General features: G+C 52.9%; 2 tRNA genes. Both read right to left on the reverse strand.

Going from position 1 to position 244, the window contains the following annotated elements:
• Positions 1-2 precede the first annotated feature (2 nt).
• A tRNA-Pro gene (locus GHN92_RS23765) sits at positions 3-76 on the reverse strand.
• A 92-nt stretch (positions 77-168) separates the two neighbouring features.
• Positions 169-244: transfer RNA gene (locus tag GHN92_RS23770), tRNA-Lys, on the reverse strand.

The following is a 244-nucleotide window of genomic DNA, read 5'->3' on the forward strand; positions in this document are numbered from 1 at the left end:
GGTCGGGGTAAGGGGATTCGAACTCCTGACATCCTGCTCCCAAAGCAGGCGCGCTACCGGACTGCGCTATACCCCGGTAAAAAAAAGCACCTTCAAGAGGCGCCTTCTTCGATCAGTGCTTTTGGCCTCTGATCTTAAGATCTAACCCCAGCGAACTGGAGCCAAAAATGGTGGGTCGTGTGGGATTCGAACCTACGACCAATTGGTTAAAAGCCAACTGCTCTACCAACTGAGCTAACGACCC

Source organism: Pseudomonas sp. FSL R10-2964 (assembly GCF_009600035.1).
Lineage (GTDB): Bacteria > Pseudomonadota > Gammaproteobacteria > Pseudomonadales > Pseudomonadaceae > Aquipseudomonas > Aquipseudomonas bubulae.